The following is a 25194-nucleotide window of genomic DNA, read 5'->3' as shown; positions in this document are numbered from 1 at the left end:
CCGCGATGCTGGTCTGGTCGGGTGCTTCCGCTCCGCCACCTCCGAAGCCGACGGGTCAGGCGGAGGTCACCTCTTCGAGCCGCCCGGCGAGGAACGCTCGTTCCGCGTCGTTGCCGGCGAGGTCCAGTGCCGTGCGGTACGCGGCCGCCGCTTCGGCGGAGCGGCCCAGCCGCCGCAGCAGGTCGGCCTTCGCCGCGGCCAGGTAGTGGTAGCCGTCGAGCCTGCCGTCCTCCTCCAGGGCCCGCACCTCGCGCAGCGCTGCCCCGGGACCGTCCACCATGGACACCGCGACGGCGCGGTTGAGGGCCACCACCGGAGACGGCCAGACCTGCAGCAGCTGGTCGTAGCGCACCACGATCTGCGCCCAGTCGGTCTCGGCGTAGCTCGGTGCCCGCGCGTGCACGGACGCGATGGCCGCCTGCAGCACGAACTTCCCCGGCCGGCCCGCTCGCATCGCGTCGAGGACCAGCCGGTGGCCCTCGGCGATGGCGGCCCGGTCCCACCGCGAACGGTCCTGCTCTTCCAGCAGGAGGATCCGGCCACCGGCGTCGGTGCGGGTGGCGCGCCGGGCGTCGGTGAGCAGGAGCAGCGCGAGCAGTCCCCAGACCGCGCGTTCGTCCGGCATGAGGTCGCGCAGCAGCCGGGCGAGGCCCAGCGCGCGGTCGACGAGGTCCTCGCGCACCAGCGCGTCCCCGGACGGCGCGGTGTGCCCGGTGGTGAACAGGAGGTGGATGACGGTGAGCACCGCGTCCAGCCGGTCCGGCAGCTCGCTCGCCGCCGGGACGCGGGAGGCGGCACCCACGGCGGAGATCTTCTCTTCCGCCCGCCTGATCCGGGCGGCCACCGTCGCTTCCGGTACGAGGAACGCACGCGCGATGTCGCCGGTACCGACTCCGCACACCAGCCGCAGCGTCAACGCGATCTGCGCCTCGCGCGGCAGCACCGGGTGGCAGCAGGTGAAGATCAGCCGCAGCCGGTCGTCCATCTCGCTTCGCGGCATCGGTGCTTCCCTCACTCCGGCGGCCCGCACACGGTGTTCACGTTAGCGCGCTGCCGTCGCCGGACCGGGAAAGCGCGCACGCCGGGAGAAGGTGCCCGAACTCCGCCGGCGATCGAACGCCGGGGCCGTTGCCGAGCGCGGCGGTGGCGGCGGAGTCCTGGTCGGACGGTCCACACGGGACTCATCGGGTCGAGCGGAGCCGCACTGCGCGAGAAGCCAGTCACTCGGTCGCGAAGCTACGGTGTGTCCAGGCGGTGCCCGGGCCGGGCACCGCCGAAGTCCGAAATGGACTTCCCGTGGGGGAGCTGGGGTGACTGGTTGGCGCGCGACCGTGGTCGCCGCGCGCCCGGCTGGGTTGGAGAGCATTGTGCCGTATTCGCGTTCGCTGCTCGGCTGTCTGGCCGACTTCGCCCGCAACCGGCCGGAGTCGACCGCGCTGGTGATGGGCGGCGACCGGGTGTCGTACGCCGAACTGTGCGCCATGACGATGTCGGCCTACAACGGGCTCGCGGCGCTGCAGCTGCCGTCCGACGCCCGCGTCGCGCTGCACGCCGCGAAGACTCCGCGCACCGTCGCGCTGATCGTCGCCTGCCTGCTCGCGCGCCGCCCGTTCATGCTGCCGTCCACCGAACTCGGTGCGACGGCGCTGGAAGAGCTGCTGGAGAAAGCGGACTGCACCGACGTGCTGACCGCGGAGCCCGCCGCGGGCGTCGGGGGGCTGCGGGTGCACAAGATCGACACGACCGCCGTCCCGCCGGACGGTGACCTCGCCGGGCTCGACGGCATCACCGGTCCCGACGTCAGCCCGGACGCGACGTCGTTCATCTTCACGACGTCCGGCTCCACCGGGCTGCCGAAGGTGGTGCCGCTGAGCTTCCAGGCGGTGGAACGGTTCACCGAGTGGGCGGTCACCAAGTTCCGCCTCCGGCCGGGCACCGTGGTGCTGAACTACGCGCCGTTCAACTTCGACCTGTGCCTGCTCGACCTGCGCGCCACCTTCAAGGCCGGCGGTACGACGGTGCTGGTCGAGCCCGAGCGGGCGACCAACGGCAAGCACCTCGCCGAGCTGATCCGCACCGAGGCCGTCGAGGTCGTCCAGTCCGTCCCGATGCTCTACCGGCTCCTGGCCGACGCCCACGACGGCGAGCCGTTCGAGACGGTGACGCACGTGATCGTGACGGGCGACAAGATGCCGGCGAAGCTGCTGCCGGAGCTGCCGCGGCTGTTCCCGAACGCCCGGTTCTACAACATCTACGGTGCCACCGAGACCAACGACAGCTTCATCCACGAGATCATCGGCGACCCGGCCGCCGCGGGCCCGCTGCCGATCGGCCGACCGCTGCCCGGCGTCGCCGCGCTCGTGCTCGACGCCGACGACGTTGTCGTCGACGGCCCGGCCACCGGTGAGCTGCTCGTGTCCACGCCGTTCCAGACGGCCGGGTACGCCGTCGGCGGCGGGGCGGACAAGTTCGTCGAACGCGCCGACGGCCGTGTCTACTTCCGCTCGGGTGACCTCGTCCACCGCGACGCCGACGGCGTGTTCACCCTCGTGGGGCGCACCGACTCCCAGGTCAAGGTCCGCGGCGTGCGGGTCAACCTCGAGGAGATCGAGCAGGTCCTGCTCGGGCACGAGCGGATCGCCGGCGCGGCGGTGGTCGCGGTGCCCGACGACGTCGCCGGGCTCGTCATCCACGCGGTCGTCCGCCGCGACACGACCGAGCCGCTCGGAGTGCTCGCGCTGCGGCAGTTCTGCGGTCAGCGGCTGGCGCGGGCCGCGCTGCCCACCACGATCCGCGTGGTCGACGACCCGCTGCCGACGACGTCGACGGGCAAGACCGACCGCAAAGCCGTCATCCGAGACCTGTTGAACGGGAGCTGACATGAGCAGTGCCGACCGGATCAAGCAGTACGTCCTCGACGAGTTCCTGCCGGGGGTCGCCCCGGAGGAGCTGGAGGCCGACTACGACCTGCGCGCCAACGGCGTGATCGACAGCCTGGGCCTCCTGCGCGTGGTCACCTGGCTGGAGGCCACGTTCGAGATCCCGATGGAAGAGGTCGAGATCGTCGAGCAGGACTTCACCTCCCTCACCTCGATCACCCGGTTCGTCGAGCTGCACTCGGCGGCCGGCCGGTCCGGCTCGGACCAGCTCGGAAAGGCGGCCTGAACGATGATCATCCGCAAGCTTTCGGAGACCGAAGGCGTCGAGTGGGGCAACGGCCTGAGCCACCGCTTCCTCACGCTTCGGGACGGCATGGGCTACACCGTCACCCACACCGTCGTGCGGGCCGGCACCGACTCGGCGCTGGAGTACAAGAACCACCTCGAGGCGTGCTACTGCATCGCCGGCAGCGGCAAGGTCATCGACTCCGCGGGTGACGAGCACGTCATCGAGGTCGGCACGATCTACGCCCTCGACAAGCACGACCCGCACCACCTGATCGCGTCGCCGCACGAGGACATGGTGCTGGTCTGCATGTTCACGCCGGCCCTGATCGGCGACGAATCGCACAACCTCGACGACGAATACTCGAACTACTGAGCCGGAGCTCCCCCGATGCAGCAGTGGACCGACAAGCAACAGGCGCTGCGGGACGGCTACACCGAGGCGTTCCAGGCCTGGGGTGCCGACCACCTCCGGCGCGACCGCGAGGCGGAGTTCCCCGCCGGGCTCTGGCCGGAGATCGGCGCGTCGGGGCTGTTCGGCCTGCCGTTCGGCACCGAGTACGGCGGCGGCGGGCACGACCTGCCGACCACCATGCACGTGCTGGAGGGCCTCGGCTACCACTGCCGCGACGGCGGGCTCGGCTTCTCGATCTCGACGCAGCTGGTCAGCACCGGCGTGCCGATCCACCGGTTCGGCACCGACGAACTGAAGCACCGGCTGCTGCCGAAGGTGTGTGACGGCTCGGTGATCTGCGCGCACGCGATCACCGAGCCGCACGGCGGCTCCGACGCGGCGGCCATGCAGACCACGGCCGAGCTCCGCGGCGACGACTACGTCATCAACGGCAGGAAGTTCTTCATCACCAACGGCCCGGTCGCCGACGTCGTCCTGGTCTACGCCCGGACTTCGCCCGGCACCGGCCCGCTCGGCATCAGCGTGTTCGCCGTCGAGCGGGGCACGCCGGGGTTCGAGACCGGGCCGCCGGTCGACAAGATGGGCCTGCGCACGTCGCCGCTGGGGAACCTGACGTTCACCGACTGCGTGGTGCCCGCGGCGAACATGGTCGGGCGCCGGGGCAAGGGCTTCCTGCTGCTCGACTACGTGATGAAGTGGGAGGTGCTCCTGTCCTTCGCGATCAGTCTGGGGGCCATGGAGTTCCGCCTGGAGCAGAGCATCGACTACGCGAAGACCCGCAAGCAGTTCGGCGCTCCGATCGCTTCCTGCCAGCTGATCGCGGCGAAGATCGTGGAGATGAAGATCGACCTGGAGACCACCCGCAACTGGTTCTACGACACCGCGCGGCGGTTCGAGGCCGGCGAAGACGTGATGGTGGCCGTGGCCATGGCCAAGGTGCTGGCCAGCGAGGCCAACGTCCGGTCGGCGACCAACGCCGTGCAGATCTTCGGCGGCCGCGGCTACCTCAGCGAGTTCGGGATCGAGAAGGAACTGCGCGACGCCACCGGCGGCACGATCTACTCGGGCACGTCGGAGGTCCAGCGGGACAAGGTCGCCAGAATGCTCGGAGTGCGCTGACCAGCGCCGTGAACCGGAAGAAGGACGACATGGTGGCCGAGACGCCTCCGCAAGACCTGCTCGGGGTCACCCCGTTCCTCGACCACGACCACCCGGTCGTGCAGGAGTTCGTCGGGCAGGCGCTCGACGGCACGGAAACCACGCCGACCGAGAAGGCGGTCGCGCTGTACTACGCGGTGCGCGACAAGCTGCACTACGAGGTCTACGGCGCGGCGCTGAGCCGCGCCGGCCTCCAGGCCAGCGCGATCATCGCCCGCGGCCGCGGGTTCTGCGTGCACAAGTCCATCGTGTACGCCGCCGTGTGCCGCGCGGTGGGCGTGCCGAGCCGGATCGCGCTCACCGACGTCCGCAACCACCTGGCGTCGCCGCGCCTGCGCGAGCTGGTCGGCGGCGACGTCTTCCGCTTCCACGCGCTGAACTCGGTGCACCTGGACGGCAAGTGGGTCCGCGCGACCCCGGTGTTCACCAAGCTGCTGTGCCGGCTCTACGGCATCACGCCGCTGGAGTTCGACGGAACGGCCGACAGCATGTCGCACCCGTACGACAGCAAGGGCCGCCGGTACATGGAGTTCCTCCACGACCACGGCGACTTCGACGACTTCCCGTACGAGCTGGTGGTCGACGGCATCCGCGCGGCCCACCCGGCCCTGTTCGCGAGCCGCTACGAGACGGCGGGCGGCTCGCTCGTCGCCGAGGCGGCCGACGAGACCGGGGTCGGCAAGGCGGCGTGATCACCCGGGCACGGAGGGAGATGCGGTCCGCCGTCGCGCGGGAGGACGGTGGACGCACGACCCGGAAGGAGCAGTGATGGTGGATCTGGCGCCCGGTTCCGTCCGGAGCCGGTGGCAGCAGTCGGTGCTCGGCCGGTTCCCCGGCCTGGGCAAGCTCACGGTGAGCAGCCTGCTCTCGGAGACCGCCGACGAGTTCGCCTCCGTCGCCCTGATCTGGATCGTGCTGGTGGAAACCGGCTCCCCGGCGCTGGCCGGCCTCGCGGTGCTCTTCCGCCGTGCTCCGGAAATCGTCTCGGGTCCGCTGCTGGGCGCGTGGTTCGACCGCTGGTCCCCGGTGAAGCTCACCGCGATCGGGTTCGCCATCCGCGGCATCGCGATCGGCGGGATCGCCCTGCTGTCGGTGGTCGGCACGTTCAGCGTCCCCGTGGTGCTCGGCCTGTGCCTCGTCATGGGCGTCACCAACCCGCTGGCCAAGGTCGGCACCCGCGTGATCACGCCGCTGCTCATCCCGCGCCGCGAGCTGCAGGTGGCCAACGGCGTCCTGACCATCGGCGACCAGTTCCCCTACCTCGTCGGCCCGGTCCTCGGCGGCTCGCTCGCGGGCTTCATCGGGATCTGGTCGCTGTTCATCCCGGCGATCATGTGCCTGGTCGCGACGGCGCTGGTGCTCGGCGTGCGGGTGAACCCGGCGCTGGTCGTCGTCCCCGCGTCGCCGTCGCGGTCGCCGAAGAAGAACAGCTTCGTGGCCGGGTTCGGCCCGCTGATCACCGTGCCGGTGGTCCGCGCGATGATGATCCTGACGATCATCTACTTCCTGTCCTACGGCCCGTTGCTGACCGCGATCCCGGTGTTCTCCGAGCAGAACCTCGGCGCCGGCGGCGCGGGCTACGGCGCGATGTGGTCGGCGATGGGCGTCGGCGCGCTGCTGGGCCTGGTGATGGTGCCGCGGCTGGCCCGCTTCCGCCCGGCGGTGGTCAACGCGGTCGGCGCGACGCTGTGGGGCCTGATCCTGCTGCCGCTGGTCTTCGTGCACGCACTGCCGCTCGCGCTGGTGATCATGTTCGTCGGCGGGTTCGTGTGGGCACCGTACGCGTCGACCGAGATCAGCGTCATCCAGAACGCGGTCACGTCCGAGCAGTACGGCGCGGTGTTCGGCGCCCGGCGCTCGGTGATCGTCGCGTCCTCGCCGACCGGCGCCGCACTCGGCGGCCTGCTGCTCGAGCACTTCACCGGCTCGCAGGTGGTCGCGCTGTCGGGCGTCGCCTGCGTCCTCGGCGGTGTGTTGTGCCTGTGCCTGCCGTCGGTCCGCGCGGAGAAGCCGGTGCAGCCCCCGCCGGCGGTGGAACCCGAGCCCGAACCGGAACCGGTCTGAGCCCCTTTCAGGAGTGACCAGCGAAATGGCGCCACGCATCCTGCTCATCGGCGGCAACCCCAAGCACTTCCACGCGGCGAAGGCGGCCGGCCTCGAGGTCGTGTACGTCCAGTTCCCGGCCGAGTTCAAGCCGGAGTACGGCTCGCAGGTGGTGGGCGCGGTCCTCGCGGACTACACCGACTGGGAGACCTTCCGCCCGCTCGCCGAGGCGGCGCACCGGGCGTGGGGCTTCACGGAGGTCGTGTCGCTGACCGAGCCCGGCCTCGACCCGGCGGGCCGGGTCCGCGACCTGCTCGGCCTCGGCGGCCCGTCGTACGAGGTGAGCCACCGGTTCACCGACAAGTACGTGATGCGCCGCAGGCTGGCGGAGGTGGCCGACCCGGACGTCCCGGTGATCGGCGCGGAGGTCATGACGGACAGCGCCGGCCTGACGGCGTTCGGAGCGTGCTACGGCTACCCGTTCATCGTCAAGCCGGGCGCGGGAACGGCGAGCTTCGGCGTCCACCGCGTCGACAGCGCCGCCGACGTTCCCGCGGTGTACGAAGCGGTTTCGAACGAGCGCGACGTTTCCGGCCACCCGTTCCTCGGCCAGTACGACCTCGACGAGTACATCATGGAGGAGTACGTCGACGGAACGCTGTACAGCGCCGAAGCGTTCTCGTTCGCCGGCCGCCACACGGTCCTGGCGATCACGGAGGCGGTGACGCTGCCGGGAACGGTGGTCCACGCGGGCCACGCCGTCCCGGCCCGCCTGTCCGCGGCCGAGGTGGCCGCGGTCGAGCGGATGATCCCGGCGTTCCTGGACGCACTGGGCTACCCGGACGGCCCGAGCCACACGGAGTTCAAGTTCGGCCCCCGCGGCCCGGTGGTGATCGAGTCCCAGAACCGCATCGGCGGCGCGCTGATCAACGAGCTGGTGCACGAGGTCCACGGGGTGGACATGCACGAGCTGACGATGAAGTGGCCGCACGGCCTGGTCGAGCCGGTGTCGCCGGCCCCGCCGGCCGAAGGCGCGGCGGCGAGCTGGCTGGCGGTGGCCCAGCCGGGCGAGATCGTGGAGATAGCGGGAGTGGAAGAGGTGACCTCGGACCCGGCAACGCTGGCCGTGGACCTGGGCGGAGCAGCCGCGGGCGACGTGGTCCGCTCACTGGACGGCTCCTGGGACGGCTTGGGGCACGTAGCGGTCCGAGCCCCGGACACCACGGCGGCGATCGAGTACAGCCGCGCGCGGGTGGCGGACATCAAGGTCCACACCCGCGAGGTGGCCGACTGAACCTGCTTCGTCCGCGAACGGGCTCCCGTGCCGGCACGGGAGCCCGTTCGCGCGAAATCCTCCGGCTGCGCGGGATCCTCCGGCTGCGCGAAATCCTCCGGCCGCGCGAACGAGAACGGGCCCGCCCCCGGCTGGGAGCGGGCCCGGTCGCCGGGTGCGGGGATCACGGCACGCCGACGACTCCGGTGCAGTAGTCCTCGATGTACGTGCGCTTCGCCGCTTCGTCGCGGTCCGAGCGCAGGAAACGGGCCCAGGCGCGGCGCTCGTGGGCCGTGGCGTCCAGCTCCACCACGTTCTGCGTGGCCCGGAACGCGCCGGGCTTCACCGGGTAGCGCTTGAACTCGTCGCCGTCCAGGAAGAAGATGCCCGTCCAGAGCTCGTCCTTGCGCCACAGGCCGACGATCAGGTAGTAACCGCCGTCGTGGTGGAGCATCGCGTAGCCGAGTTCGTTCTGGAACTCCAGTTCGCCCGCCTCCGCCTGGTCGCGCAGGTACTGCCGCGCCTGTTCGCTGATCGACGGCGCGGCCTCTTCGCCGGCCTCGCGGATGTCGTACCACTTCAGGTACGCCCCCGGCAGCCGCAGGTCTTCGCCCGGGTGGATGCGCTTCTCGACGTGCACCCACTCCGCCGGGATGTCCGCCAGCTCGCCGATTTCCGTGATCGCCTTGGTCACCTGGTCACCTCACCTGTGTAGAGCCCGTTCAGTTCGTACTCACGCAGCTGCTTGTAGTCCCGCTCCACCTGCTCGGGGTCGTCCGCCTCGAGGTAGACGTAACCCACCGAGGTGGCGAGGTCGACCGTCCGCTGCACCCGGCGGCCGGCCGGGGTGGTCAGCACCAGGTCGACGAACGACGGCAGCGCGCGCACCGCCGCGAACCCCGCTTCGTCCGGCACCACGCCGTCGCCCGGGCTGATCAGCGTGACGTAACGCAGGAACGACCGCGGCCGGTACGTCGGCAGCCGCGTCACCCCTTCGGCCACCGCCCGTGCCAGGCACTCGACCTGGTTGGTCCCGATGCACCGCGAGATCACCGACGGCTGGTGCGAACCACCCATCCGTGCCCCGGACTCGACCAGCACCGGCCCGGCCGGGGTGAGCATCACCTCGGTGTGCCCGGCGCCGTTGCGGATCTCGAGCGCGTCCAGGACGCCCAGGGTGTACTCGGCCAGGCCGGCCACCTGCGGGTCCTCGAGCGGCACCGGGTGCTCGTAGTCGTACATCCAGCGATCGCCGTCGATGGCCTGCTTGTGGTAGCGCCACACCTCGACGACGTGGTGCACACCGTCCCGGCTGACCGTGTTGACGAAGTACTCGTCGCCGTGCAGGTATTCCTGCGCCAGCACGGTTTCGTTGCGCGCCCCGTACCGCGTGGTGCTGGCCAGGATCCTCGCGTGCTCGGTGCGCACCTCGGCGGCCGAGCGGCAGATCCGGACGTTGTCGGTGCCGGCGCTGGCCAGCGGCTTCAGCACCACCGGCCAGCTGCCGAGCGCGGCCGCCCACGCGGCGACCTCGTCGCCGGACGGCGAAGCGAACGACGCCGCCGTGGCCAGTCCCGCCTCGCGCACCGCCGCCACCATCTCGTGCTTGTCGCGGCGCGCCCGCGGCCGGGTCATGCCGTTGCCCGGGGTGCCGAGCGCCGCCGACAGCTCGTCGGCGAGCAGCACCCCCGACTCGGTCCCGGCCAGCACGAAGCCGACGTCCAGGCGCCGCAACGCCTCCGCGGTCCCGGTGACGTCGCCTTCGTGCCGGACGTCGGCGGCCGCCGAGCCGGTCAGGTGGATGTCCGGCGCCTCGGACCGGACGAGCACCGTCTCCAGCCCGTGCGCGGCCAGCAGCGCGGGCAGGTGCGCCGCGATGCCGTCCGCGTCGACGACGGCCACCCTCACGACGTGGCCCCGTCCAGCCGCGGGATCGTCGCCGCCGCGAGGTCGAGCGCGGCTTCGTCGACGACCTCGTCTTCGAGCGTGCCGGCGAAGTACTTGTCGTAGGCGACGAGGTCGAAGTGCCCGTGCCCGGACAGTCCGAAGAGGATGGTCCGGCTGACCCCCTCGGCCCGGCACTTGAGGGCTTCGTCGATCGCGCCGCGGATGGCGTGCGTCGACTCCGGGGCCGGCAGGATGCCCTCGCTGCGGGCGAACTGCACGCCCGCCTCGAAGCACCCGGTCTGCCCGACGGCGATCGGCTCGATCAGCTTGTCCTCGACGGCACGGCTGACGAGCGGCCCGATGCCGTGCGCGCGCAGCCCGCCGGCGTGCACGGGCGGCGGGATGAACTCGTGGCCTAGGGTGTGCATCCGGAACAGCGGCCCGAGCCGTCCGGTGTCCGCGTAGTCGTAGGCGATGCTGCCGCGGGTCAGCGTCGGGCACGCGGCGGGCTCGACGGCCAGCACCCGCACCGCGGGGCCGCCGCGCAGCTGCGCGCCGATGAACGGGAACGTGAGCCCGGCGAGGTTGCTGCCGCCGCCGGAGCACCCGACGATGACGTCCGGGTAGTCCCCGGCCAGCTCCATCTGCAGCAGGGCCTCCTGCCCGATGACGGTCTGGTGCAGCAGCACGTGGTTCGCCGCGCTGCCGAGCACGTAGCCGAGCGACGGGTCGGTGGCCGCCGTCTCCAGCGCTTCGGAGGTGGCGATGCCGAGGCTGCCGGGGGAGTCGGGGTCTTTGGCCAGGATGGCCCGTCCCACCGCGGTTTCCGGACTGGGGCTGGGGACGCACTCCGCGCCGTAGGACTCCATCAGCGCCCGGCGGTACGGCTTCTGCTGGAAGCTGACCTTGACCATGAAGACCTTGGCGGTCAGCCCGAACAGCGCGGCCGAGAGGGCCGTCGCGCTGCCCCACTGCCCGGCGCCGGTCTCGGTGATCAGGCCGGTCTTGCCGGCCTGCTTGTTGTAGTACGCCTGCGGGATCCCGGTGTTCGGCTTGTGGCTGCCGGACGGGGCGACGCCCTCGTACTTGTAGTAGATCTTGGCCGGGGTGCCGAGAGCCTGCTCGAGCCGCCGCGCGCGGTAGAGGGGGCTGGGCCGCCACTGGGTGTAGAGCTGCCGCACCGGCTCCGGGATTTCGATGTCCCGCTCGGTGCTCAGTTCCTGGTCGATGAGGGGCTCCGGCATCGTCGCGCCCATCTCGTCGCGAGTCAGCGGTTTCCCGGTCGCCGCGTTGAGCGCGGGCGCCGGCGGGGCACCGGGCAGGTCGGCGGCAATGTTGTACCAGGTGGTCGGAATCTGGGACTCGTCGAGCTGGAACTTCGTTCTCTCCATCGCGGAGCCTCTCGTCTGTGCAGGACCGATCCGGCGCACGCCAGCACCGGCCGGCACGCCCGATGCTGCCGTTCCAGCCCGCTCGCGCACATCTCCCGAAGTGCGCGCTCATCCCGCGGGACGTCATCCGTCCACAGTGGTGGCCCGGCTCAAGCCGCGGTGTCCGTCGGCGGTGCCGGTACGGCCGGCGCCGTCGTCCGGATCGCCCTGAGGGGCGCTTCCGCAGTGCGCGGCGGCGCTTCCCGTTTGGACGAAGGCAGGCCGCCGGGCGCCGGGCGGACCGGTTCGGCGAGTGGTCCGGTCCCGCCGGTGCGTGACCGGTCGGTCAGGTGCCGCAGCTTCGTCAGGTGCCGTTGGACGAGCCCGGCCCGCCGGGCCTCGTCCAGGACGGCGCGGGCGGCGCTGTTGGCGCGGCGGCGCCGGTGCCGTCCGCCGGAATCGTCGGGGTCCACGGTGTCTCCGTCTCCTTCGTCTGGGGTGCCTCGCTCGATCGGGTCGGCGTGTCGCTGTTGCACGCTCGCGCGAGGAGGGTTGCTGGGGGTGATCGCCCGGTTGCGGGAAAGCGCAACCGGCGGATTTGCCACCGGAGGTAACAAGATTGTCTCGACCGGAAATCGGCGGAGAACCGTTGCGCCACTTGGCCGCTCCGGCGATACGACTTCCGGCGCTGCGCACTCGCAGGCCACCGTCCACAGTGGGAGCCGCCACGGTGCCGGCGGCGTGGCGCCCGGTCACGTGGCCAGGGATCGCCGTGCGCGGTCGCGCACGGCGTCTTCCCTGGTGGCGCCCCCGGCAGGACTCGAACCTGCGACCTAGAGATTAGAAGGCTCTTGCTCTATCCAGCTGAGCTACGAGGGCCCGCGCCGACGGCAGCTGCCGGTGACCCGGCACTGGCAGCTTAGTCGTTGCCACCCACTCGATCGTTCGACACCGGCGAATCGTTTCAGGTCTCGTTCGACGGAATTTGTGATTTTCGTGCGCGCGCCGGGGCGACCGGCCTGGTGCTGCCTGAAAGCGGGGGCGATCCCTCCTCCTGTATCCGGGGAAGTGCTGAGCGTGACCGAGTGGGCTTCGCCGCGCGGCCGGAACCTGTAATCTGACCATCAGAAGGCTCTTGCTGTGTTCAGCCAGAACCCTGCTCGCCCGCTCCGCACGCGGCCGGGCAGGCAGCGCCGTGAGCGTCCGCGCGCCGCTGCCTGCCCGCCGCAGCGGGTGGCGAGCCGGTCCTGGACGCCTGCCCGGAACATCCGCGCCCGGCAAGGCGCGAACACCCCCTCCCGACCATGCCCGCAGGGCTGCTGAGCCCCCAGGCGCGCTCCGGACGGAACCAGAGCCCGGAAAGGCCGCCAGTGGGCGTGTGGGGCTTCTCAAGGGCAGCAGCGAAGCCCCACACGCCGGGCGAGCACGCGCCGGACCCCAGGGGGCTCGCCGGGGCGGGCGAGCAGCCGGTGGTCCGGCGTCCGCGGAGCCTCCGGCCTGGTGTCCGTGTGCGTGCCGCCACCCCCGGGCGCCCTCGGCCCGGCCCGGGGGGCGGACCTGACCGAGGGCGGGGGCCCGTGGGCGCGCCCCGCCGCTGAGGCGCGCCCACGGGTGGGGCCGCTTCGGGAAGCGGCCCCGGTCGGGCCCGGCCGCCGCCGCGAGCCGGCTCACCCCTGGAGCGAGCGGCGACGCGGACCCGGGTCATCCGGCTACTCCCAGATCTGGATGCCGCGGACCAGGAACGGCGCGTTCGGGACGTACGTGCCGCCACCCGGGTAGGTGACGAAGTCGCCCTCGGTCGAACATTCCTCGTCCTGGTACACCGTGACATCGCGGGTCATCAGATTCGCGAACGACGACCCGTCGAATCCTTCCGGTAGTGGCAGGCATTCCTCGGTATTGGCCGTGCGCAGGTCGAACCGCTGGATCTGCCCGCCGTAGCCGTCGGACGGCCACACGCAGAACTCGCCCTTGCGGCAGCCGGGATCCGTGCTCGCCTGGGCGGCTCCGACGCTGGTCAGCAGGCCGACCATGGCCAGGACCACGATGTGCGGCAGACGGGAACGAAGACGACGTGAAGACATGGTGGATTTCCCCTTCGGAATCGCGGCCGGGCCGCGGTGGACTGTGATTCCAGATTGGCGGGCGGTGGAAGATTTGTCAGCCCGCAATTTCGATTCTGTGGACAACTGCCCGGCAAGGGAATGGTTGTCCACAGATCCGGGAACGGCCTTGCGGGAAGACGGCGACGGTGCTAGCCGGGGCCCGTGCTGCCGCGCACGACGAGCGAAACCGGCACCTCGACCGGCGCCGGCGCCGAACCGCCGTCCAGCACCGCCAGCGCCAGTTCCCCGGCGATCCGCCCCTTGGTCGCGAGGTCCTGCCGCACCGTGGTCAGCGGCGGCGAAGACCACGGCGACGGCGGGCTGTCGTCGAAGCCGGCCACCGACAGCTCGCCCGGTACGCCGATCCCCAGCTCACGGGCCGCGGCGAGCACCGCCAGCGCGAGCTGGTCGGACATGCACAGCACCGCCGTCGGCCGCGGCGACGCCCCGAGCAGCGCGAACGCCCCCGCCATCGCGCTCTCCGCGCTCAACCCGCCGGCCTCCTCGACGACCACCGGGCACGACCCCAGCTCGTCGAGGTACCCGCCGAGGCGTTCCCGGACGTCGTGGAACGGCGATGCCGCGGCCTCCGCCACGGTCAACCGGCCCCCGCCGGGCCGCACGTGGCTGCACGCGGCGAAGATCCCGAACCGCCGGTGCCCGAGGTCCAGCAGGTGCCGCGCGGCCAGCGCGGCACCGGCCCGGTCCGCGCAGCCGACCAGCGCCGTCCCCGGCAGCAGCGGCTGGTCGACCACCACGAGCGGCAGCCCCCGCGCGCGCACCGCGTCCAGGGCAGGCGCACCGTCGGGCAGCGAATACGCGATCGCGACGTCGGCCTGCGCGGTGCGCACCCGCTCGGCGGGCGGGCCGCCCGGCAGGAGCAGCAACGCGTGCCCGCGCGGGTCGATCACCCGCGTCAGCGCGTCCAGCGTCAGGTACAACGCCGGGTCGGAGAACGCCATCGACAGCGACGTGTCCAGCAGGACCGCGACCGCACCCGTGCGGCTCGTCGCGAGGCTCCGCGCGGTCGGGTCCGGGCCGGGGTAGCCCAGCTCGCCGGCGACCCGCAGCACCTCGTCGCGCAGCCGCGCGGACAGCTGGTCGGGCCGGTTGTAGGCGTTCGACACCGTGGCCCGCGAGACGCCGACGGCCGAAGCGACGTCGTCGAGCGTGGGACGGCGGCGCCGGGTCATCGGCACAGTCTAGTGGACTTTCTGAAGCGCTTCAGTCACGCTGGGAGCACGAGAAGGGGGATGCCATGCGGGACCGGATCGCGGTGTTCACCGTGTTCGCCCTCAACGGCCTCGCGCTGGGCTCGTGGGCCTCGCGCACGCCCGCGCTGACCGCCCAGGTGCACGCCTCGCCGGGGACCTTCGGCCTGGCCCTGCTCGGCGCCAGCGTCGGGATGCTCGCCGCCGCTTCGGTGTCCGGACGGCTGATCGAGCGGGCCGGCGCCCGCGCGGTCGTGGCCGGCAGTACCGCGCTGGCCGCCGGTTCGCTGGTGCTGGTCGGGTGCGCGCCCACCGTGCCGCTGCTGGCCGGGGCGCTGCTGGTGATCGGCGCGAGCGTCGGGATGCTCGACGTCGGGATGAACGTCGCCGGCGTCGCCGTCGAGCGGCGGCTCGGCAAGCCGGTGATGTCGGTGTTCCACGCGGGGTTCAGCTTCGGCGCGCTCGCCGGCTCGCTGGCCGCGGGCCTCGCCGCCGGCCACGGCTGGTCCCCGGCGCGCCACCTCACCGTCGCCGCCGTCGTCGCGGTCATGGTGCTCGTCCTGGTCATCCGCGACGTCCCCGGCATCCGGCCGGAGCACACCGAAGAACCCGTCGCCACGCCGGCGCGGGCGCCGATCCGGCGTCCGGTGCTGTGGCTGCTCGCCGCGGTCGCGCTGTGCTCGGCCATCGCCGAGGGGGCGTCGTCGGACTGGTCCGCGCTGCTGATGACGGTCGAGCGCGGGGTCGGCCAGGGCGCCGCGGCACTGGCGTTCGCGGGGTTCCAGCTGGTCATGGCGCTGAGCCGGCTCGCGGGTCCGCTCGCGCAACGCCGGTTCGGCCCCACCCGCTGCCTCGCCGCGGGTGCCACCCTCGCCGCCGCCGGGCTGGTCGCCGCGGCCACGATCCCGGTGGCCGCCGTCGGGTACGCCGGGTTCGCGCTGGCCGGCGCGGGGCTCGCCGCGTCCTTCCCGCTGGCGCTCAGCCTGGCCGGGGACGCCGGGAAGCGCGGCGACGGCACCGGCGGCGAACGCGAGATCGGGTTCGTCACCGCCGTCGCCTACACCGGCTTCCTCGGCGGTCCGCCGATCGTCGGCGGGATCGCGCAGGCGACGGATTACGACGTGGCGTTCGTCTTCGTCGCGCTCGTCGCGGCGTTGATCCTGCCCGCCGCGGTCGCCGCCCGCCGGTCGCGGCGGCGGGAGGAAGCGGCGGCGATGGTCGGCCGATAGGCGTTCCGCCTGCGAATTCCGTGGCGACATCGGCTTTTCCGCCACGACCCGGGCGTTGACAGTCTCCTGGTGCGCCAGGCAAGCTGAGCCCGTCGGTAAACTGAAATGAATACGGCGACGTTGCCATTTCAGGTCGGCTGATCAAGGTAGGGGCCTTGATCCGGGGAGGACGTCGTGAGGGTTGTGCTGCTCGGCGGCGCGGGGGCGCTCGCCGGCCGGAGCGGGCGGTTCGGCGGGACGGGGCTGACGCTCGTGCGGGACGCCGTGCCGCGGCTGGTGCTGGTGCCGGTCGCCTTCCGGCTGGCGCTGTTCCTGCAGGCCGTGTGGTCCGGCGGTCCGCTGACCGCGCCCGTCCTCTGGATCGCGGTCGCGTTCTACCTCGTCCCGAACCTCCTCGAAGTGGCCTGGGTGTTCCGCCGGGCCACCGGCATCCGGCCGGTCCTGGCCGCCGATACCGCGTACACGCTCGTGACCAGCTTCGCCGCGGCGATCTTCGCGGTGCATTCACCGGCGCTGCCGACCCTGGCCTGGCCGAACATCATGGGCACGGTCATGGTCTGGACCTTGCTGCGCGGCGCGCCCGCCGGGGCCGTCGCGATCGCCGGCGCGCTGCTGCTGCGGTACGGCATGGCCGCGGTGTCGGGCACGTCGGCGCCCGCGACGTGGATCCTGCTCGCCCTGGTCGCGGCCGCGGTGACGGCGCTGGCCATCGTGCTGCTCGTCGCCGGCTCCATGCGGTTCGCCCTCGGGCTGGGTGAGCAGCGCGGCCGGGCCGCCGAGCGGGAACGCCACCGCCGCGACGTCCACGACACCGTCCTGCAGGTGATGGAGTCCCTCGCGCTGCCCGCGCCCGGGGACGCGCTGGATCCGCAGGGCAGCCTCGACCAGGTCCGCCGCACCGCCCGCGCGCACGCCCTGCGCCTGCGGCTGAGCCTCGACGGCGACGCGCCCGCCGAGCCGGGCGGGATCGAACACCGCCTCGGCGCACTGGCCGTGGAGATGACGGCCGACGGCCTCCGCGTCGACCTCGTCGTGCTCGCGAAGCCCGCCGACGTCCCCGAGGCCGTCATCAACGCCCTTCACGACGCAACCCGCGAAGCACTGCGAAACACGTTGAAGCACGCGAAGACGGCGAAGGCCGTGGTGTGCCTCGAACAACGCGAAGGTGTCGTCACGGTGTCCGTGCGCGACCACGGCACCGGCTTCGACCTCGGCGCGCGCCGCGCCGGGTTCGGCATCGAAAACTCGATCCACGCGCGGATGGCCGAAATCGACGGCGCCGCGCGCATCGACTCCGCGCCCGGCCACGGCACCCGCGTGGTGCTGACCGCGCCGCTAAAGCTGGGTTTCCCCGTCGGGTGAGTTCCGCCACTGGGCGAACGGGCGGTCGAGCGTCCACTTGCCGTCCTGCTCTTCGACGACGCGGTATTCGCAGGTCGCCGGGTTGGACAGGGACTCGAACAGCTCGATGCTCCAGCCGAAGAGCCGGCGGCACAGCAGCCGCAGCGTGAGCCCGTGCGAGATGATCAGCACCGTCTCCGGGTGATTTTCCTCGCGCACCCGCAGGTCCGAAAGGAACGCCGCGACGCGGTCGTCGACGTCCGCGCCCGATTCGCCGAACGGCAGCCGGTAGAAGAAGTGCCCGAACTCGTGCCGGCGCGCCTTCTGGATCTCCTGCTCGGCCGGGTCTTGCAGGTTGCCCCAGTCCTGTTCGCGCAGCCGCGGTTCCGGCACCAGCCGCTCGCACGCGGCCTCGATGTCCAGCAGCCGCAACGTCTCCCGGGTGCGCAGGTACGGGCTGACGTACACCGCGGGCCGCGTCCCGCCGAGCAGCTGCTCGATCTCCGGCGCCACCGCGCGGGCCTCCCGCTCGCCCTTGGCCGTCAGCGGCAGCGCGTGGTCGGGGATCCGCGTGTAGGCGAGCTCGTCGACGTTGCCGAGCGACTCGGCGTGCCGCAGCAGGATCATCTTCACGGCGCCCATCCTGCCCGTCACACGGGCCTGACCGGGGCGGGGCATACCCTCAGGGGCGTGTCCGCGACGAAATCCGACGTCCCCACCCGGCGCCGGGCCAGTGTGCTCCCCCTGCTCGTGGTCGGCGTCCTGCTGGCCGCCGTCGTCGCGATCGGCCTGATCGCGCTCACCGGCGGGGCCGGCTACGCCATCGCCGGCCTGCCCGACCCGGGGCTGGTCACCAAGTACGGCATCACGGTCGTGCGCGTGCTGTCCGAGTCCGCGTCGGTGATCTGCGTCGGGTCGCTGCTGCTGGCCGCCTTCCTGGTGCCGCCGCAGAAGTCCGGGACGCTGGGGCCGGAGGGCTACGGCGCCTTGCGCGCGGCCGGGATCGCCGCCTGGGTGTGGTTCGCCGCCGCCCTGCTGTCGGTCGCCTTCACCGCCGCCGACACCGCGGGCAAGCCGTTCGGCGACGTCCTCGACCCGCAGACGCTGCTCGACCTCGTCGGCGCCATCGAACAGCCGAAGGCCTGGCTGTGGACGGCGCTGATCGCGGTCCTCGTCGCGCTCGGCTGCCGGCTCGCGCTGTCCTGGGGCTGGACGTCGGTGCTGTTCGTCCTGGCCGTGGCCGGGCTGGTGCCGGTCGCGGTCACCGGGCACTCCGCCAGCGGCGGCTCGCACGACGTCGCCACCAACAGCCTGCTGTTCCACCTGGTCGCGGCGGCCCTGTGGGTCGGCGGCCTGGTCGCGCTGCTCGCGCTGGGGTACCGGCGCGGGAGCCACCTGAGCCTGGCCGCGCAGCGGTTCTCGAAGCTGGCGCTGGTCTGCTGGATCGTGATGGCGCTCTCCGGCGCGGTCAACGCGCTGGTCCGGATCGGCCTGAACGACCTGTTCACCACCGACTACGGCCTGCTCGTCGTGGCCAAGACGGTCGCGCTGCTGCTGCTCGGCGTCTTCGGCCACCAGCAGCGCGAAAAGGGTGTCGCGAACCTCAAGGACGGCACGGACGGCAAGGGCGGCGCCCAGCTGCTGCGCCTGGCGTCGGTCGAGATCCTGATCATGTTCGTCACCATCGGCATCGCCTCCGGGCTGGCCAGGACGCCACCGCCGGCGGACGCGATCACCCAGCCGTCCACCACCGAGCTGCTGATCGGCTACGACCTCGACGGCGCGCCGACGGTGTGGCGGCTGCTCTTCGACACCCGGTTCGACCTGGTCTACGGCACGCTCGCGCTGGTGCTCGGCGGCCTGTACCTGGCCGGGGTCCGCCGGCTGCTGCGCCGCGGCGACACCTGGCCCGTCGGCCGTACGATCGCCTGGATCGCCGGCTGCGTGGTGCTGCTGATCGCGACGTCGTCGGGGGTCGGCCGGTACGCGCCCGCGATGTTCAGCGTCCACATGGGCAACCACATGCTGCTGTCGATGGTGGCGCCGGTGCTGTTCGTGCTCGGCGGGCCGGTGACGCTCGCGCTGCGCGCCCTGCCGGCCGCGGGCAAGGACGCCCCGCCCGGGCCGCGCGAGTGGCTCGTCGCTTTCGTGCACTCCCCGGTGTCGCGGTTCCTGACCCACCCGGTGGTCGCGCTGCTGCTGTTCGTCGGGTCGTTCTACGCGCTGTACTTCTCCGGCTTGTTCGACAACGCGCTGCAGTACCACTGGGCGCACCTGGTGATGAACGGGCACTTCCTGCTCGCCGGGTACGTCTTCTACTGGCCGGTGATCGGCGTCGACCCGTCGCCGCGGCGGATCCCGTACCTCGGCCGGCTCGGCATGATGTTCGCCGCGATGCCGTTCCACGCGTTCTTCGGCGTGATCCTGATGAGCAAGCAGACGGTGATCGGCCAGTCCTTCTACAGCCAGCTGCACCTGCCGTGGGTCACCGACCTGCTCACCGACCAGCGGCTCGGCGGCGGCATCGCCTGGGCCGCGGGCGAGGTGCCGGTGCTGCTGGTGCTGGTCGCGCTGCTGGTGCAGTGGGCGCGTCAGGACGAGCGCGAGGCGAAGCGGAGTGACCGGCGCGAAGCGGCGACGGGCGACGAAGAGCTGAACGCCTACAACGCGATGTTGAAGAACCTCGCCGAGGGCAAGCGACCCTCGGGTTCCAGTTGAGGTTGAGCCGCTGTCCGGGTGCCGGGAAAACGGCCGTTTCGGTAGCCTCGGCGTGACCTCGGGCTGACTTTCGGTAGTCCGGTGGTGACCGGCGTCGAGCCGCGATCACGTGCGCTCTACGATCGTGGGTATGGCCGAGTTCATCTACACCATGAAGAAGGTGCGCAAGACCGTCGGGGACAAGGTCATCCTCGACGACGTCAGCACCGCGTTCTACCCCGGCGCCAAGATCGGCGTGGTCGGGCCGAACGGTGCCGGTAAGTCCACCGTTCTCAAGATCATGGCGGGGATCGAGCAGGCCAGCAACGGCGAAGCGTTCCTCCAGCCCGGCGCCTCCGTCGGCATCCTCATGCAGGAGCCGGAGCTCAACGAGGAGAAGACGGTCCGGCAGAACGTCGAGGAGGGCCTCGGCGAGATCAAGACCAAGCTCGACCGCTACAACGAGATCGCCGAGCTGATGGCGACCGACTACAGCGACGCGCTGATGGAGGAGATGGGCCAGCTCCAGGAGGAGCTGGACCACGCCGACGCCTGGGAGCTCGACTCGACCGTCGAGCAGGCCATGGACGCGCTCCGCTGCCCGCCGCCGGACGAAGGCGTCTCGCACCTCTCCGGTGGTGAGCGCCGCCGGGTCGCGCTGTGCAAGCTGCTGCTGTCGGCGCCCGACCTGTTGCTCCTCGACGAGCCCACCAACCACCTGGACGCCGAGAGTGTCCTGTGGCTGGAGCAGTTCCTCTCCCGCTACGCCGGCGCCGTCCTCGCCGTCACCCACGACCGGTACTTCCTGGACAATGTGGCCGAGTGGATCATGGAGATCGACCGCGGCCGCGTCGTCGGCTACGAGGGCAACTACTCGACGTACCTGGAGAAGAAGCGCGAGCGCCTCGAGGTCCAGGGCAAGAAGGACCAGAAGCTCGCGAAGCGCCTGAAGACCGAGCTCGAGTGGGTGCGGTCGAACGCCAAGGCGCGCCAGACCAAGTCCCGGTCGCGGCTCGACCGGTACGAGGAGATGGCGGCGGAGGCGGACAAGCACCGCAAGCTCGACTTCGAAGAGATCCAGATCCCGCCGGGCCCGCGGCTGGGCAACATCGTGGTCGAGGTCGAAAAGCTCAAGAAGGGCTTCGACGACCGCGTCCTCATCGACGGCCTGTCGTTCGACCTGCCGCGCAACGGCATCGTCGGTGTGATCGGCCCGAACGGCGTCGGCAAGACGACGCTGTTCAAGACCATCGTCGGGCTCGAGGAGCCGGACGACGGCGTGGTCAAGATCGGCGAGACGGTCAAGCTGTCCTATGTGGACCAGAACCGCGGCGGGATCGACCCGAAGAAGACCGTCTGGCAGGTCGTCTCCGACGAGCTGGACTACATCCACGTCGGGCAGACCGAAATGCCGTCGCGGGCGTACGTCAGCGCGTTCGGCTTCAAGGGCCCGGACCAGCAGAAGCCGGCGGGCGTGCTCTCCGGTGGTGAGCGCAACCGGCTCAACCTGGCGCTGACGCTCAAGCAGGGCGGGAACCTGATCCTGCTCGACGAGCCGACGAACGACCTGGACGTCGAGACGCTGGGCTCGCTGGAGAACGCGCTGGAGCAGTTCCCCGGCTGCGCGGTCGTGATTTCCCACGACCGGTGGTTCCTGGACCGGGTTGCGACGCACATCCTGGCCTGGGAAGGCACGGACGAAGACCCGGCCAAGTGGTTCTGGTTCGAAGGGAACTTCGAAGGGTACGAGAAGAACAAGGTGGAGCGGATGGGCGCCGAGGCTGCCCGCCCGCACCGTGTCACCCACCGCAAGCTGACCCGCGACTGAGGGGGCGGGTTTCCCCGTGGAAGCCAGCAAACAGCACCGGACGGGCCCGCTCTCAGCCGAGAGCGGGCGCTCCGCCAATGCCGGGGGAACCCTCTCCGCAGTCGGCCGGCTGATCGAGCGGGCGGACGCCCTGCACCTGCGGGCGCCCGAGCTCGCGCTCGTCCTCGGTGAACGCGCGGCCGCGCTGGCCGAGGCCGCCAGTGCCGACGAGCAGTGGATCCGCGCCGAGAGCCTGGTCGTGTCCGCACGCGTCCGGCTCGGGATGCGCCCGGCCACGGTCGGGCGCGCGGTCGCGGCGTTGCGCGCGGCGGAGCACGCGGGTTACGGCGACATCGCCGCGCGGCTGCGCATCGACCTCGCCGTCTGCGCTCGCAGCCTGGGCGTGCCGCTGACCGGCCTCGCCGCGTTGCGGCCGGTGCTGACGGCTCCGGTGGTTTCGCCGGTGCACCGCGCGGCCGCGTTGTGCCACCTGGTGGGCTGCCTCGGCCAGCTCGGGCGCAAGTCGGAGCTGGACCGCGTGCTGGTGGAGGCGGACAAGCTCGTCGTCGGCGACGACTCGCTGAGTGCGGACACGCAACTGCTGGTCCGGGCGCTGCTGCGCGTCGGCACGGCGGCGCACCGGCGGCGCCACGGCGACCTGACGGCGGCCGCCGACGCGGCCCGGACCGGCCTCGGCTTCCTGGAGAAGCTCGACAACCCCGCGGACGAGGGCGGCCTCGTCCGCATCCGGCTGGTGCTGCTGCTGGTGAGCACGCTGCTCGACCGCGGCGACACCGAAATGGCGTACGAGATCGCGGAGCCGGTGCTGACCGAGCCGGTGCGCGCGGCGGGCGTCGCCCCGATGGGCTGGCTGCGGCTGGCGGTCGCAACGCGCGTCCACCTGCCCTCGGGCGCGGGCGAAGCGGCGATCGAGCTGGTCCGGGAAGCCGTGGCGAGCACGGACCGGCACGGGCTGTCGTCGATCAGCGCGCGCCTGTGGCTCGAGCTGGCCCAGCTGGAGGAGCGGTTCGGCCAGGCAGAGGAGGCCATCGCGAGCCTGTACCGCTCCCGGGCGGCCGAGCAGCTGCACGCCCGCGCCCGCCGGCAGGCGTGCAACGTCCTGGCCGGCGAGTTCGGCAGCGGCGAGCCGGCGTCGATCGACTTGGACGAGGTGCTGAAGGCGGTCCCGTCACGCCCGGTCCCGGTGGTGGCGGCCGAGCCGGTTTCGGAGCCGGAGCCGCGCACGCCGGCGTGGTCGTTCGGACGCGAGGAAACCCCGGCGCGTCCGTCGGCCCCGGCGTGGTCGTTCGAGCGCCCACGGGCGACGGCGGACGTGGCGGAGACGACGCTGATGCCGGCGATCCGCGACGAACTCGAGCCGGTTCGTCAGCCGGAGTCCCGCGCGGACTCGCGGCCGGCACCGGAGGCCGGTGATGCGCGGCCGGGCCGGCGTTTGGAGCGCGGCCGGGAGGCGGCTGAGGGGCGGTCGGGCCGTTCGGGGCTCGAGCCGGAGTTTCGGTCGGGCCGGGCGGGGCACCGTTCCGAGCGTGAGCCGGAGCCGGTCGAAGGGCGGTCGGGCAGTTCGCGGCTTGTTGAGCGCGGGCGTGAGCCGGAGTCCCGGTCGGAAGCGGCTGAAGTGCGGTCGGGCCGGGAGCAGGAGTTCCGCTCGGGCCGGGAGTTGGATGGCCGTTCCGAGCGTGGGCGCGGGCCGGACTTCGGGTCGGAGTCGGTGGACGTGCGGTCGAGCCGTTCCGGGCGTGAGCCGGAGTTCCGGTCGGAGTCGGCGGAGGTTTGGTCGGGCCGGGATGCAGCGCGCCGTTCGGAGCGTGAGCCGGAGTTTCGGTCGGAGTCGGCCGAGGTGCGGTCGAGCCATGCGGAGCGCCGTTTCGAACGTGAGCCGGACTTTGGTTCGGAGCCGGTGGATGTGCGGGCGGGGCATGCGGAGCGCCGTTCCGGGCTTGAGCCGGACTTTGGGTCGGAGTCGGTGGAGGGCCGGGCGGCGGAGCGCCGTTCCGGGCTTGAGCCGGAGTTTCGGTCGGAGTCGGCTGAGGTGCGGTCGAGCCATGCGGAGCGCCGTTTCGAACGTGAGCCGGACTTTGGGTCGGAGCCGGTCGAGGTGCGGGCGGGGCATGCGGAGCGCCGTTCCGGGCTTGAGCCGGACTTTGGGTCGGAGCCGGTGGAGGGCCGGGCGGCGGAGCGTCGTTTAGAGCGCGGGCCGGACCTCGGGTCGGAGCCGGTGGAGGTGCGGTCGAACCAGGAGGCTGGGCGCCGTTCCAGGCGTGAGCCGGACTTTGGGTCGGAGTCGGTGGAGGTCTCGTCGGGCCGGGAGGCTGGGCGCCGTTTCGAGCGTGAGCCGGAGTCGGCCGAGGTGCGGTCGAACCGGGAGGCCGAGCGCCGCCCCGAGCTTGAGCCGGAGCCGACCGGGATGCGGTCGGACGGCCGCTCCGGAAGCGGGCGTGAGCCGGACTTCCGATCGGAGCCGGCCGAGGTGCAGCCGGACCAGCCGCTCGAGCGCGCCCCCGCCGCGCGCGAAGTGCCGTCGGAACGCCGTCCGGAGGGCGCGCCGAGCGCCGAAAGCGGCAAGACCAAGTTCTCCTGGGCCGCGCTCGCCGAGGCCCGGCTGCGGGAGACCGCCGCCGAGCGGGAGTCGGCGCCCACCCGGGTCACGCCGGCGCTGCCGCTCGCGCCCGAGCCCGCCGCCGAGCGGGAGCCGTGGGAGCCGGAAGAGCGGCAGCCGCAACCGTCGACGCGTCACGACGCCGAGCACGGCTCGGTGGCCGCCCGGTCGGTGCTGGACCGCCTGGGCATCTCCGCGTCCGGGGGAGCCGGCGGCCGTCGGCGGGCGGAAGACGCCGACAGCCCGCGCGCCGCGGAACCGGCCCGTCCCGAACCCGAGCTCGCACCCCCGCCGCGACCGGAGGACGAGCCGCCATCGGTGCCGGACTACCGCGACGAAGCCGAGCCGTGGCTGCCGCGGCTGCGGATGCCCCCGTCGCTGGAGCCGATGGAGGATTTCGGCCACTGGACGCCGGCGACGGCCCCGTTCCCGGAGAGCTACGCCCGCGCGATAGCGGAGGACGAGCCGCCCCCGGACGCCGGCCTCGCCGACCTGCTCGCCCGAGCGCTGGCCGAGCACCAGGCAGGCACGGCCAGCGCGGCAGCGCTGGTCAAGCAGCTCGGCCCGAAGGACACGGGCCGCCGCAACGGCCACGGCCGCAACGGCCACGGCGCAGAGGTCCCGGACTCCCGCGGCCACGGCTCCCGCGACTGACCCACACCCAGCGGCTCACGACTGAGCCGCGCCGGGCTCGCCCCTGAGCTGAGGCTAGTTCCGACGGCGGCCCGGCCAGCTCGCGACTGAACCGCCTCGGGCTCGCGAGGCGGGCGGCCGGGAATCCCCGGCCTGAGTGGTCCGGCGCAGGCCGTTTCCACGCTACCGACGGGTGGAGACACCTTCGATGGGTGGCCAAGCCACAACCCCCGCGCGGGGGCGC

At 72.2% G+C, this 25194-nt stretch carries 20 protein-coding genes and 1 tRNA gene; 12 read left to right on the top strand and 9 right to left on the bottom strand.

What is annotated here, in order from left to right; translation table 11 throughout:
- Positions 1–55: 55 nt before the first annotated feature.
- Positions 56–1000 (bottom strand): RNA polymerase sigma factor, encoded by a 945-nt coding sequence (locus tag ACLJPY_RS17870; protein ID WP_410589798.1) that lies wholly within the window; start codon positions 998–1000, stop codon positions 56–58.
- A gap of 310 nt (positions 1001–1310) precedes the next feature.
- Between ACLJPY_RS17870 and ACLJPY_RS17865 the strand changes: the two genes are divergently transcribed.
- From ACLJPY_RS17865 to ACLJPY_RS17835, 7 genes are all read left to right on the top strand, one after another.
- Positions 1311–2879: an AMP-binding protein gene (locus ACLJPY_RS17865; RefSeq protein WP_410589796.1), complete on the top strand. Its 1569-nt coding sequence runs from the start codon at positions 1311–1313 to the stop codon at positions 2877–2879.
- 1 nt (position 2880) lies between these two features.
- Positions 2881–3165, top strand: a complete 285-nt coding sequence (locus tag ACLJPY_RS17860) for a phosphopantetheine-binding protein (RefSeq protein ID WP_410589794.1) — start codon at positions 2881–2883, stop codon at positions 3163–3165.
- Between the two features lie 3 nt (positions 3166–3168).
- Entirely contained in the window at positions 3169–3540 is a 372-nt protein-coding gene (locus ACLJPY_RS17855) for an ectoine synthase (RefSeq protein ID WP_410589792.1), read from the top strand.
- A gap of 15 nt (positions 3541–3555) precedes the next feature.
- Positions 3556–4698, top strand: a complete 1143-nt coding sequence (locus ACLJPY_RS17850) for an acyl-CoA dehydrogenase family protein (protein ID WP_410589791.1) — start codon at positions 3556–3558, stop codon at positions 4696–4698.
- An 8-nt stretch (positions 4699–4706) separates the two neighbouring features.
- Entirely contained in the window at positions 4707–5429 is a 723-nt protein-coding gene (locus tag ACLJPY_RS17845; RefSeq protein WP_410589790.1) for a transglutaminase-like domain-containing protein, read from the top strand.
- A 76-nt stretch (positions 5430–5505) separates the two neighbouring features.
- Positions 5506–6801: an MFS transporter gene (locus tag ACLJPY_RS17840; protein WP_410589788.1), complete on the top strand. Its 1296-nt coding sequence runs from the start codon at positions 5506–5508 to the stop codon at positions 6799–6801.
- 25 nt (positions 6802–6826) lie between these two features.
- Complete coding sequence (locus tag ACLJPY_RS17835) at positions 6827–8074, top strand: ATP-grasp domain-containing protein (RefSeq protein WP_410589786.1); 1248 nt, start codon at positions 6827–6829, stop codon at positions 8072–8074.
- 163 nt (positions 8075–8237) lie between these two features.
- Here the strand turns inward: ACLJPY_RS17835 and ACLJPY_RS17830 are convergent, their stop codons facing one another.
- The 7 genes from ACLJPY_RS17830 to ACLJPY_RS17800 all read right to left on the bottom strand — a co-directional run bounded on the left by ACLJPY_RS17830 (position 8238) and on the right by ACLJPY_RS17800 (position 14608).
- Positions 8238–8747, bottom strand: coding sequence for a hypothetical protein (locus ACLJPY_RS17830; protein WP_410589785.1), 510 nt, complete (start codon positions 8745–8747; stop codon positions 8238–8240).
- Positions 8744–9961 (bottom strand): ATP-grasp domain-containing protein, encoded by a 1218-nt coding sequence (locus tag ACLJPY_RS17825; RefSeq protein ID WP_410589784.1) that lies wholly within the window; start codon positions 9959–9961, stop codon positions 8744–8746. The genes ACLJPY_RS17830 and ACLJPY_RS17825 overlap by 4 nt, the downstream gene beginning before the upstream one ends.
- A complete protein-coding gene (locus ACLJPY_RS17820) occupies positions 9958–11331 on the bottom strand; it encodes a TrpB-like pyridoxal phosphate-dependent enzyme (RefSeq protein ID WP_410589783.1) in 1374 nt (457 codons plus the stop codon). Before ACLJPY_RS17820 ends, ACLJPY_RS17825 begins: the two co-directional genes overlap by 4 nt.
- A gap of 149 nt (positions 11332–11480) precedes the next feature.
- Complete coding sequence (locus tag ACLJPY_RS17815) at positions 11481–11783, bottom strand: hypothetical protein (protein WP_410589782.1); 303 nt, start codon at positions 11781–11783, stop codon at positions 11481–11483.
- Between the two features lie 329 nt (positions 11784–12112).
- Positions 12113–12189: transfer RNA gene (locus tag ACLJPY_RS17810), tRNA-Arg, on the bottom strand.
- 830 nt (positions 12190–13019) lie between these two features.
- Positions 13020–13394 (bottom strand): peptidase inhibitor family I36 protein, encoded by a 375-nt coding sequence (locus ACLJPY_RS17805; protein WP_410589781.1) that lies wholly within the window; start codon positions 13392–13394, stop codon positions 13020–13022.
- Between the two features lie 170 nt (positions 13395–13564).
- The gene (locus ACLJPY_RS17800) at positions 13565–14608 is read right to left on the bottom strand and encodes a LacI family DNA-binding transcriptional regulator (protein WP_410589780.1); all 1044 of its coding nucleotides are present in this window, start codon (positions 14606–14608) and stop codon (positions 13565–13567) included.
- A gap of 65 nt (positions 14609–14673) precedes the next feature.
- Between ACLJPY_RS17800 and ACLJPY_RS17795 the strand changes: the two genes are divergently transcribed.
- Both ACLJPY_RS17795 and ACLJPY_RS17790 read left to right on the top strand, forming a co-directional pair.
- Positions 14674–15855 carry an MFS transporter gene (locus ACLJPY_RS17795; RefSeq protein WP_410589779.1) on the top strand — a complete coding sequence of 394 codons (1182 nt, stop codon included), beginning with the start codon at positions 14674–14676 and terminating at the stop codon, positions 15853–15855.
- Positions 15856–16038: 183 nt separating this feature from the next.
- A complete protein-coding gene (locus ACLJPY_RS17790) occupies positions 16039–17217 on the top strand; it encodes a sensor histidine kinase (protein WP_410589929.1) in 1179 nt (392 codons plus the stop codon).
- Here the strand turns inward: ACLJPY_RS17790 and ACLJPY_RS17785 are convergent.
- The gene (locus ACLJPY_RS17785) at positions 17191–17829 is read right to left on the bottom strand and encodes a histidine phosphatase family protein (RefSeq protein WP_410589778.1); all 639 of its coding nucleotides are present in this window, start codon (positions 17827–17829) and stop codon (positions 17191–17193) included. The genes ACLJPY_RS17790 and ACLJPY_RS17785 overlap by 27 nt on opposite strands.
- 57 nt (positions 17830–17886) lie before the next feature.
- Here ACLJPY_RS17785 and ACLJPY_RS17780 point away from each other — a divergent pair, with 57 nt between their 5' ends.
- The 3 genes from ACLJPY_RS17780 to ACLJPY_RS17770 all read left to right on the top strand — a co-directional run bounded on the left by ACLJPY_RS17780 (position 17887) and on the right by ACLJPY_RS17770 (position 24971).
- The gene (locus tag ACLJPY_RS17780; RefSeq protein WP_410589777.1) at positions 17887–19914 is read left to right on the top strand and encodes a cytochrome c oxidase assembly protein; all 2028 of its coding nucleotides are present in this window, start codon (positions 17887–17889) and stop codon (positions 19912–19914) included.
- Between the two features lie 130 nt (positions 19915–20044).
- Positions 20045–21721, top strand: coding sequence for an energy-dependent translational throttle protein EttA (gene ettA / locus ACLJPY_RS17775; RefSeq protein ID WP_410589775.1), 1677 nt, complete (start codon positions 20045–20047; stop codon positions 21719–21721).
- Positions 21722–21737: 16 nt separating this feature from the next.
- A complete protein-coding gene (locus ACLJPY_RS17770) occupies positions 21738–24971 on the top strand; it encodes a hypothetical protein (RefSeq protein WP_410589774.1) in 3234 nt (1077 codons plus the stop codon).
- Positions 24972–25194 lie beyond the last annotated feature (223 nt).

This window comes from Amycolatopsis sp. lyj-23 (genome assembly GCF_046549135.1).
In the GTDB taxonomy this organism is placed as follows: Bacteria; Actinomycetota; Actinomycetes; order Mycobacteriales; family Pseudonocardiaceae; genus Amycolatopsis.
The sequence above is the reverse complement of the archived record's forward strand: the minus strand, read 5'-3'. Positions and strand labels throughout refer to the sequence as shown.

Excerpts from the sequence above, each read along its gene's own strand:
- ACLJPY_RS17870 (WP_410589798.1), bottom strand. The coding sequence starts at position 1,000 with ATGCCGCGAAGCGAGATGGACGACCGGCTGCGGCTGATCTTCACCTGC.
- ACLJPY_RS17860 (WP_410589794.1), top strand. The coding sequence starts at position 2,881 with ATGAGCAGTGCCGACCGGATCAAGCAGTACGTCCTCGACGAGTTCCTG.
- ACLJPY_RS17855 (WP_410589792.1), top strand. The coding sequence starts at position 3,169 with ATGATCATCCGCAAGCTTTCGGAGACCGAAGGCGTCGAGTGGGGCAAC.
- ACLJPY_RS17850 (WP_410589791.1), top strand. The coding sequence starts at position 3,556 with ATGCAGCAGTGGACCGACAAGCAACAGGCGCTGCGGGACGGCTACACC.
- ACLJPY_RS17840 (WP_410589788.1), top strand. The coding sequence starts at position 5,506 with ATGGTGGATCTGGCGCCCGGTTCCGTCCGGAGCCGGTGGCAGCAGTCG.
- ACLJPY_RS17835 (WP_410589786.1), top strand. The coding sequence starts at position 6,827 with ATGGCGCCACGCATCCTGCTCATCGGCGGCAACCCCAAGCACTTCCAC.
- ACLJPY_RS17820 (WP_410589783.1), bottom strand. The coding sequence starts at position 11,331 with ATGGAGAGAACGAAGTTCCAGCTCGACGAGTCCCAGATTCCGACCACC.
- ACLJPY_RS17805 (WP_410589781.1), bottom strand. The coding sequence starts at position 13,394 with ATGTCTTCACGTCGTCTTCGTTCCCGTCTGCCGCACATCGTGGTCCTG.
- ACLJPY_RS17800 (WP_410589780.1), bottom strand. The coding sequence starts at position 14,608 with ATGACCCGGCGCCGCCGTCCCACGCTCGACGACGTCGCTTCGGCCGTC.
- ACLJPY_RS17795 (WP_410589779.1), top strand. The coding sequence starts at position 14,674 with ATGCGGGACCGGATCGCGGTGTTCACCGTGTTCGCCCTCAACGGCCTC.
- ettA (WP_410589775.1), top strand. The coding sequence starts at position 20,045 with ATGGCCGAGTTCATCTACACCATGAAGAAGGTGCGCAAGACCGTCGGG.